This window comes from Kitasatospora putterlickiae (assembly GCF_039527695.1).
Classification (GTDB): Bacteria; Actinomycetota; Actinomycetes; order Streptomycetales; family Streptomycetaceae; genus Kitasatospora; species Kitasatospora putterlickiae.
Genome location: NZ_BAAAKJ010000224.1, coordinates 14153 through 21316, shown reverse-complemented (window position 1 = coordinate 21316; position 7164 = coordinate 14153). Strand labels below are relative to the sequence as shown.

The window sequence follows — 7164 nt, the reverse complement described above, 5'->3', positions numbered from 1 at the left end:
GGAGCGGGTCCCGGAGGCCGGCGTCACCCGTAGACTGCGGGCCCGCGAGCCGTACAGGGTGAGGACCGGATGGACTACTGCCGCCACGAGTTGAGCAACTGCGCGGACTGCGCCCCGCCTGTGCGTCCGCGCCGGGCTGTCCCCGGCGCGGAGTGGGACGGCTGGCCGCCGTCCGCGATCATCGTGCACGAGAGCGGGAAGGCCCACCTGCCCGGCTGCACGCACATCGTCCCGGCCGACGTGGAACCGCCCGTCTACGGCTGGGTGCTCGACCCCGTGCCGGGCGCGTGGCGCCGGCTCTCGGACTCCAGCCCGCTCCGGGCCACCGGGGGTAACACGAAGCGCGCTGCGGTGAGCCGCTGTCAGACCTGCGACGCCACGCAGTAGGGCCCGCGGCGCGACCGGCCGTTCCGGCACAGGCGGAGGGACTCGAACCCCCGGCACGCGGCTTTGGAGGCCGCTGCTCTTCCAGCTGAGCTACGCCTGCGAATCCCGTGATTCCTGGCACGGGCACCTCGTCCGGACGGCAGGGCTCGAACCTGCGACCTCTCCACGAGGGAAGTGCTCTCTATCCATCTGAGCTACATCCGGTCCGGCCGCCGCTCGCGGCCGTTGACGTTCATCCTGGAGCACGCCCCGCCGGGGGTCCACCGGTTTTCCCGCGCCCCCGGCTCACCGCGGAGGAGCGCGGAGGGCCGGGGACCGGGTCTTCGGCTATTCGGCGGGGGTTCCGCGGAGGAGGAAGGGGAGGTGGATGCCGCGGGTGAGGGCGGTGAGGGCGTGGGTGGTGCGGCGGTGCTGTTCGGGGTCCATGGCGTCTTGGAGTTGGTGGGGGTGGAGCCAGTGGACGGCGGTGATGGTGGCGGGGGGTCGGTGGCGGGCGACGGTGGTTTCCTGGGCGCTGGTCAACCGCCCGCCCCAGTAGACGAAGTTGACGCCTTCGGGGAGGTGGTGGGCGGAGACGTAGTCGGTGGCGAGGATGTGGCGCAGGGGGAGGACGAGGCCGGTTTCGGTTTCGGTGTGGCGGCGGGCGGCGAGGTGGGGGAGTTCGTTGGCCTCGGCGCTGCCGCCGGGGAGCATCAGGCCGGACTTGTAGGCGGTTCCGATCAGGAGGAGGGCGCCGTCGCGGTTGAGGATGAGGGCCTGGTGGCCGAGGCGTCGGCGGGGCGGGGTGGTGAGGATCGAAGGGAGGTTGTGCAGCATGAGGGGGTGCTCCTGTTCGGCGAGAGCCAGGTGAAACAGGCGGGCAGTCCGGCGCAGATTCCGGCGGAGAGGATCAGCCCGAAGATGAGCAGTCGCGGCCCGATCGGCCCGTTGCGGATGGGCCAGCAGACGAGCGTGGCGGCGAAAGTGGAGACGGTGGGGACGCCGAGGACGGCGCCGAGCAGCTTCACGCCACGTCGGCGACGCGGGGCCGGCTGGGGTGCTGGACGGTGATGAAGCGGGGGGTGGGGAGGGCCTGGACGCACTCGGGTCGGGTGGTCCACTCACAGCCGCCGGCGAGGGGTCGGAGGTAGACGAGTCCGGTGAGGGTGTCCATGTAGACGCCTTCGATGGGCTTGCCGGTGAAGTCCCGGTGTCCGAGGTCCCGGACGACCTCGCCGACGGTGGGGGTGTAGAGGGGCATGGGGGCTCCATTGATTGCGCAGGGTCCCGGATCTCTCACGGGGTGTAGCCATACTGCCCCCCCCTCGGTTTACGATGGCCAGGGTCTGAACGTTGACCAATTGGGCGCGTGAAAGGTGCCAGCGTTCATGGACGTGCTCGAAGTTGACGCCATGTCATCCCCTGCGGTTCGCTTCGGTCAGGAACTTGCCAGGCTGCGACGGGCGAGGGGGTGGTCGCAGGTCGGCCTGGCGAAGCGCATGGGGTACTCCAACACCCTGGTCTCGTACGTCGAACGAGCGAAGCGTCCTCCAACAATGAACTTCGCTGTTAAAGCCGACCAAGTGTTTGAAACCGGAGGCACGTTCTATGAACTGTGGCGCCGGCACACGAAGGCCAGCCTGCTGGAGGGCTTCCCGGAGTTCGCTGACGGTGAGGCGAAGTGTCGTCGGCTCCGTGGATTCGCATTGGCGATCGTCAATGGACTGTTCCAGGTCCAGGAGTACGCAGAGGCACTGGCGCAAGCGGCCGTCGACCGAGGCGCGATCAACCAGTCCGAGGCCGAGCAGCGAGTCGAATTCGTGCTCGCCCGTCAGCGGATGCTCGATCGGAGGAAGCCGCCACTGATCCACGCAGTTCTGGACGAGGACTGCCTGGTGCGCACGATCGGCGGCAGGGCCGTCATGCTCAAGCAGCTCGACCGCATCGTGGAGCTGGCGGCTCGACCCAATGTCACTATCCAGGTGGCGCCGTTCTCCCTGGGGGAGAATCTGCCGTTCAAGATGCCGGTGACCTTGCTGGACCTGCCGGATGGCTCGGTCGTCGGCTACGCCGAATCGTATGCTCGTGGCTACCTTGAACGAAGGCGTGAAATCGTCTCGGCATGGGAGAGGGAGTACGATCAGCTGGTGGTGGAAGCCCTGCCCAAGGCGGCATCCCTGGCACTGATCCACAAGGCTCGAAGGGAGCTAACTCCATGAACCCCGAGTTGTTGAACGCGTCCTGGTTCAAGTCGTCGTACTCCGACAACGGCGGTGAGTGCGTGGAGGTCTCGGCAAGCTTCCCGGGCACTGTCCCCGTCCGTGACTCCAAGGATCCCGAGGGCCCGACCCTCGCCTTCCCGGCCTCCGCCTGGCGCTCCTTCGTCGTCGGCGTCCAGGCGGGCGAGTTCGGCACCGTCTGATACATGCTCACCACGCGGGCCCCGGCCGGTTTCCCGGTCGGGGCTCGCTGTTTGAGGGTGTCGCGCTACCGTTTCGTTATGAAGCCGAACGCCTCAATCTCCGCCTGGCGCAAGAGCTCCTACAGCAACAACGGCGGCCAGTGCGTCGAAGTCGCGACTATCCACCCCGCCGCCGTCCCCGTCCGTGACTCCAAGGACCCCGACGGCCCCACCCTCCTCTTCCCCGCCCCCGCTTGGCGCTCCTTCGTCGCGGCCATCCAGGCGGGCGAGTTCGACATCCTCTGAAGGGAGCCAGTCTGATGAGCCCCACCTGGATCAAGTCGTCGTACTCCAACAACGGCGGCAACTGTGTCGAGGTCTCCGCGAGCTTCCCGGGCACTGTCCCCGTCCGTGACTCCAAGGACCCCGACGGCCCCACCCTCCTCTTCCCCGCCTCCGCTTGGCGCTCCTTCCTCGCCGCCATCCAGGCGGAGGAGTTCGACGCGACCTGACGTGCTCTCACCTCGTGGGGCCCCTGCCGAGTCGGCAGGGGCCCCACGTTCACCGTCCCGCGCCCGTGGCTCAGGGTTCGGACAGCTCGATCTCCCCGGCGAAGACAATGACCTGGTCGATGAGGTTCCGCCGCAAGTGGACCACGTCCGTGCCCGACAGACGGAGGCCTCCGTCCGGCATGGTGAACACCCATCGGTACCGGGCCCACTCGTCAGGCATGTCCACCGCCGAGCAGCGCGCCATCGTGCCGGTCCCCGCCGGGTGGTGCCGGATGTCCAACACGAACCGCTCGACCGCCGCGATCCCCTCGCTGCGACCCAACGGCCCCCAGAAGACCACGTCCGAGGTCAGGGCCTGGGCGAGCAGGGCGGTCACGTAGCTGTCGTCCGCGGCATTGAAGGCGGAGATGAACGTGTCGATCGCGGAGCATGCCGTCTCTTCCTGCATACCCCAGTAATACCAGCCGTCGCGTGTTCGCTCCTCCCGCGAACCGCCTTCCTGTCACGGGGGACGATCCCGGGCACGGGGCCCCTGCCGCGCCGGCAGGGGCCCCGCGCCTACCCTCCCGCACCTACCCTCCCGCGCCGTCGCGACGGCGCGGCCTCACCTCAAATGCCGGGCGAAGAACCGGGCCCCGGCTTCAAGCTCGAACCGCGGGACGCCGGTGTGCCCACCCATGTTGGCGTGGAGCGTCTTCTCCGCGGATCCGAAGGCGTCGAACAGGTTCAGCGCCGCCTGCCGGTCGTTCGCCTCGTCGTCCCACTGCAACAGGACCTGCAACGGGACAGTGACCCGGCGGGCCTCCTCCACGATCGCGGCGGGCACGAAGCTCCCGGCGAAGAGGCCGGCGGCCGCGATGCGCGGCTCGACCGCCGCCAGCCGGACGCCGATGGAGATCACGCCGCCCTCATATCCCACCGGGCCGCCGATGCCCGGCAGCGACAGCAGGGCGTCCAGGGCGGCCTGGCATTCCGGCACCGCCCGCTCGACGAGCGGGAGGACGAGTGCGTCGACGATCTCGTCGGTGACCGGCTCGCCCGCCGCCATCACCCGGCGCAGGTCGGCGCGCGCCTGCTCGGCGGCCTCCCACCGGGGCCGCTCGCCGCTGCCGGGGAGTTCGATGGTGGCTGCGGCGAAGCCGTGCTCCGCCGCGTAGTACCGGGCCCGCGCCGCCACCCGGGCGTACACCTTGCGCAGCCCGAGCGGAGGAAGGCCGATCAGGATCAGTGGCGCGGGAGCGGAGCCGGATCCGGGGGTCCACAGGACGCCGGGAATCCCGTCGAGGGTGAATTCGCGTTCGAGGACGCCGTCATCGAGGCGCTGCTCGGAAGTGAACTGCATGGTCGTGCCTTTCGGGAGAGCTCTGGAACGGCGCTCCCGGACGACCTATCGCCTGACCGTGACCCTGGAGGAGAGCACCCATGTCGATACTGCGTTCACGGGTACCACCTCCTTGTTCTCTCGCACGGCCTCCGGCACGCTAGCAGCCCCGGCCGTGGCCCGCCAATCCATTTTGTCGCAAGGCCCCGCCCCGGCACCGCATGAGGTTCTCTCATCACGTCGGGCCCCCGCCGAATCGGCAGGGGCCCGACGTTCACTGTCCGGCGCTCGTGGCTCAGGGGCCGGACGGCTCAGCGCGACCGCCGGCGGGTAGCCGACCGGCGGCTCGCCGTCAGACGGCCTGGAGCGTGAACAGGTCCGGGTAGTCGCCCTGGGTGATCTGGTTGCCGTTGTTGCCGTAGGTGCCGGAGGCCGCCACCCACTTGCGGGAGTGCTGCCCCTGGAGGGTGAACAGCGGGGTGCCGGGCACGTTCGACTTCACGAACTGCTGCTCGGTGGGAATGTGGTCGCTGAAGCAGCCGGTGGTGAGGATCCAGGCCCCGGAGAACGTGGCGTCGCGGTCGACGGCGAGGCACCAGTGCCGCCAGCTGTCCTGGAAGACCACCGTCTCGGTGCCGTCGGGTTCGGACCTGTGGCAGTAGATCCACTTCTGGTTGGCCTCGTTGCCCCAGAAGTACTGGATGACCGAGCCGTGGTTCCCGGGTGACAGCGCGACGGTCAGGAACAGGTCGGTGGGGGTCGGGGCCTTGATGCGGTAGAGGCCGCCGTCGCAGTTGAAGTCGCCCCAGGTGGTGTTGAGGGTGGCCGGGGCCGGGGCCGGAGCCGCCACGGCCGCCGGGACGGCGGTGAACAGGAGGGCGACGGCGGCGAAGGCGGTGCCGAGCGCGGTCACGCGGCGTCGTACCCCGTTGCGGAATCGGTGCGGAGCGGTCATGGTCAACTCGCTTTCACGGTCGAGGGCTGGCGGCGTACGGGCGGACGATCAGCAGGTGAGGAGTCGCAGCCGGGCGGCCGCCCGCACGGTGCCGGCCGGCTCGGGGGAGGCGCAGGAGACGGTGCCGTATTCGGTGGTTTCGAAGGTGGTGAAGGTGCCAGGACCGCCGGGGGTGGATTTGACCCAGTAGCCGATGCCCGGGCCGGAGCGGGCGCAGATGTACCGGACCCATTCGCCGGTCACCTTGCGGGTGCCGCGGTACATGCCGTAGTAGCCGGGGTCGTTGAAGTTCCAGGTGTCGCTGGCGGTGGCGCTCCAGGTGGTCGACTTGGTGTCGGTCACCGAGAAGCCGACCTTGACGCTGACCTTGGCGAAGAGCGCCTTGAACTCGGCGGTCACCTCGGTGTTGCCGTTGACCGACGTGGTCACGGTCTCGGTCTCGGTCAGCGTCCTGGTGTACTGGCCGGTGGTCCCGGGGGCGACCGCGACCGTCACGAAGTAGGTGACGGTCGGCTCGACGCGCGCCGAGACGATGTCCTCCCAGAGGTAGTCCCGGTCCGGGTTGCAGACGGGGTTCGACGGCGGGTCGGCCTGGGCGGGCGCGGCGCCGAGCCCGAGACCGGTCACCGCGAACAGCGCGGCGATACCTGAGGTGAGGGCGGCACGTCGGTTGCGTGAAGCCATGAGGGTGCTCCTCCGGTGGGTGGATGCGGGGGGCGCGGGCCATGAATCGTGCATGTCATATTCACGGCACTGGCATCCTCGCCCCGGGAGGAGGGCGGCCGCCATCCCAGCCATCTGGGGGTCGTTCCGGCGCGAAGCGCTGGTGGGGCAGGCGGATGACGGGTGGTCCGATGCCACGCGTGTGACTGCGGGACGACTGTGGGAACTGTCGTCGCCGGCCTCCAGGCGGGCGAGCTGGACATCACATGACGATGCGTCACAATGTGGTCCCCGACCGGACTTTCGGTCGGACTCGCTGTCTTTCGCGAGGTCGGTTCGTCCCAGGGGCTAATTACCTCCCTGGGGGTACGGGGCGGTGAAGAACCTCTGACACACTCCCAACTTCCCGGCGGAGATTCCCCGGAATGATTGGGACAGGTGGAACCTTGAAGACGAAGGCACGTCTGATCGCGCTCCTCTTCGCTGTCGTCGGCGCACTGTTCGGCCTCGCCGCGCCCGCGAACGCCACAACCGCCGGCTACGTGGACCTGGAGCTGGGAGCCGCTCCGGGCTACTACGACAACGTCAGCGGCTGCACCACGACGTTCGCCTACGGCGCGCCCTCCCGCGTGCTCCTCTGCGGCAGCCAGACCACCATCGTGACCTGGGCGGACGGCCGCAAGGAGGTCACCGGGCTCGGTACCGACCACGCCGTCTGGACCGTGGAGCAGACCACGGCCGGAGGCTCCTGGGGCTCCTGGACGAGCCTCGGCGGCAGCGGGCTCGACCTCCGGTACGGGGTGGCCTGGCCCAACCCGTCCAGCGTCGGCGCGTGGACCGGCGACTACCAGTTCTGGTGCCGCACCAAGACCGACAGCTGGGGCCCCTGGCACCTCTGCTGATACCAGGACCTACGGGCAGCAGGTCCTGCGGGCCCCGACCGGAT

The 7164-nt window shown here is 69.3% G+C and carries 12 protein-coding genes and 2 tRNA genes; 6 read left to right on the top strand and 8 right to left on the bottom strand.

The annotated features are described in order from the left end of the window. Positions 1 to 69 precede the first annotated feature (69 nt). On the top strand, positions 70 to 387 hold the full coding sequence (locus ABD308_RS22425; RefSeq protein WP_344337959.1) for a hypothetical protein: 318 nt from the start codon (positions 70 to 72) through the stop codon (positions 385 to 387). Positions 388 to 414: 27 nt separating this feature from the next. Here ABD308_RS22425 and ABD308_RS22420 read toward each other — a convergent pair. The 4 genes from ABD308_RS22420 to ABD308_RS22405 form a co-directional block, all read right to left on the bottom strand. After that, positions 415 to 487, bottom strand: a tRNA-Trp gene (locus tag ABD308_RS22420). A 31-nt stretch (positions 488 to 518) separates the two neighbouring features. Continuing rightward, a tRNA-OTHER gene (locus ABD308_RS22415) sits at positions 519 to 591 on the bottom strand. A 123-nt stretch (positions 592 to 714) separates the two neighbouring features. Beyond that, positions 715 to 1203 carry an NUDIX domain-containing protein gene (locus tag ABD308_RS22410; protein ID WP_344337957.1) on the bottom strand — a complete coding sequence of 163 codons (489 nt, stop codon included), beginning with the start codon at positions 1201 to 1203 and terminating at the stop codon, positions 715 to 717. 187 nt (positions 1204 to 1390) lie between these two features. Beyond that, on the bottom strand, positions 1391 to 1627 hold the full coding sequence (locus ABD308_RS22405; protein WP_344337955.1) for a hypothetical protein: 237 nt from the start codon (positions 1625 to 1627) through the stop codon (positions 1391 to 1393). A gap of 127 nt (positions 1628 to 1754) precedes the next feature. Here ABD308_RS22405 and ABD308_RS22400 point away from each other — a divergent pair, with 127 nt between their 5' ends. The 4 genes from ABD308_RS22400 (at position 1755) to ABD308_RS22385 (ending at position 3279) form a co-directional block, all read left to right on the top strand. Continuing rightward, positions 1755 to 2585 (top strand): helix-turn-helix domain-containing protein, encoded by an 831-nt coding sequence (locus ABD308_RS22400; RefSeq protein WP_344337953.1) that lies wholly within the window; start codon positions 1755 to 1757, stop codon positions 2583 to 2585. After that, positions 2582 to 2788, top strand: a complete 207-nt coding sequence (locus ABD308_RS22395; RefSeq protein WP_344337951.1) for a DUF397 domain-containing protein — start codon at positions 2582 to 2584, stop codon at positions 2786 to 2788. The genes ABD308_RS22400 and ABD308_RS22395 overlap by 4 nt, the downstream gene beginning before the upstream one ends. A gap of 78 nt (positions 2789 to 2866) precedes the next feature. Next, positions 2867 to 3073, top strand: coding sequence for a DUF397 domain-containing protein (locus tag ABD308_RS22390; protein WP_344337950.1), 207 nt, complete (start codon positions 2867 to 2869; stop codon positions 3071 to 3073). 14 nt (positions 3074 to 3087) lie between these two features. Then, positions 3088 to 3279, top strand: a complete 192-nt coding sequence (locus ABD308_RS22385) for a DUF397 domain-containing protein (RefSeq protein ID WP_344337948.1) — start codon at positions 3088 to 3090, stop codon at positions 3277 to 3279. Between the two features lie 70 nt (positions 3280 to 3349). Here the strand turns inward: ABD308_RS22385 and ABD308_RS22380 are convergent, their stop codons facing one another. From ABD308_RS22380 to ABD308_RS22365, 4 genes are all read right to left on the bottom strand, one after another. After that, the gene (locus tag ABD308_RS22380; RefSeq protein ID WP_344337946.1) at positions 3350 to 3727 is read right to left on the bottom strand and encodes a nuclear transport factor 2 family protein; all 378 of its coding nucleotides are present in this window, start codon (positions 3725 to 3727) and stop codon (positions 3350 to 3352) included. Between the two features lie 156 nt (positions 3728 to 3883). Continuing rightward, a complete protein-coding gene (locus ABD308_RS22375) occupies positions 3884 to 4621 on the bottom strand; it encodes a dienelactone hydrolase family protein (protein WP_344337944.1) in 738 nt (245 codons plus the stop codon). 331 nt (positions 4622 to 4952) lie between these two features. After that, on the bottom strand, positions 4953 to 5555 hold the full coding sequence (locus ABD308_RS22370) for an RICIN domain-containing protein (RefSeq protein ID WP_344337943.1): 603 nt from the start codon (positions 5553 to 5555) through the stop codon (positions 4953 to 4955). 48 nt (positions 5556 to 5603) lie between these two features. After that, positions 5604 to 6239 carry a hypothetical protein gene (locus ABD308_RS22365; RefSeq protein WP_344337941.1) on the bottom strand — a complete coding sequence of 212 codons (636 nt, stop codon included), beginning with the start codon at positions 6237 to 6239 and terminating at the stop codon, positions 5604 to 5606. A gap of 425 nt (positions 6240 to 6664) precedes the next feature. On the opposite strand from ABD308_RS22365, the gene ABD308_RS22360 reads away from it, so the two are divergent. Then, positions 6665 to 7120 carry a DUF8189 domain-containing protein gene (locus ABD308_RS22360; protein ID WP_344337939.1) on the top strand — a complete coding sequence of 152 codons (456 nt, stop codon included), beginning with the start codon at positions 6665 to 6667 and terminating at the stop codon, positions 7118 to 7120. Positions 7121 to 7164: the final 44 nt, after the last annotated feature.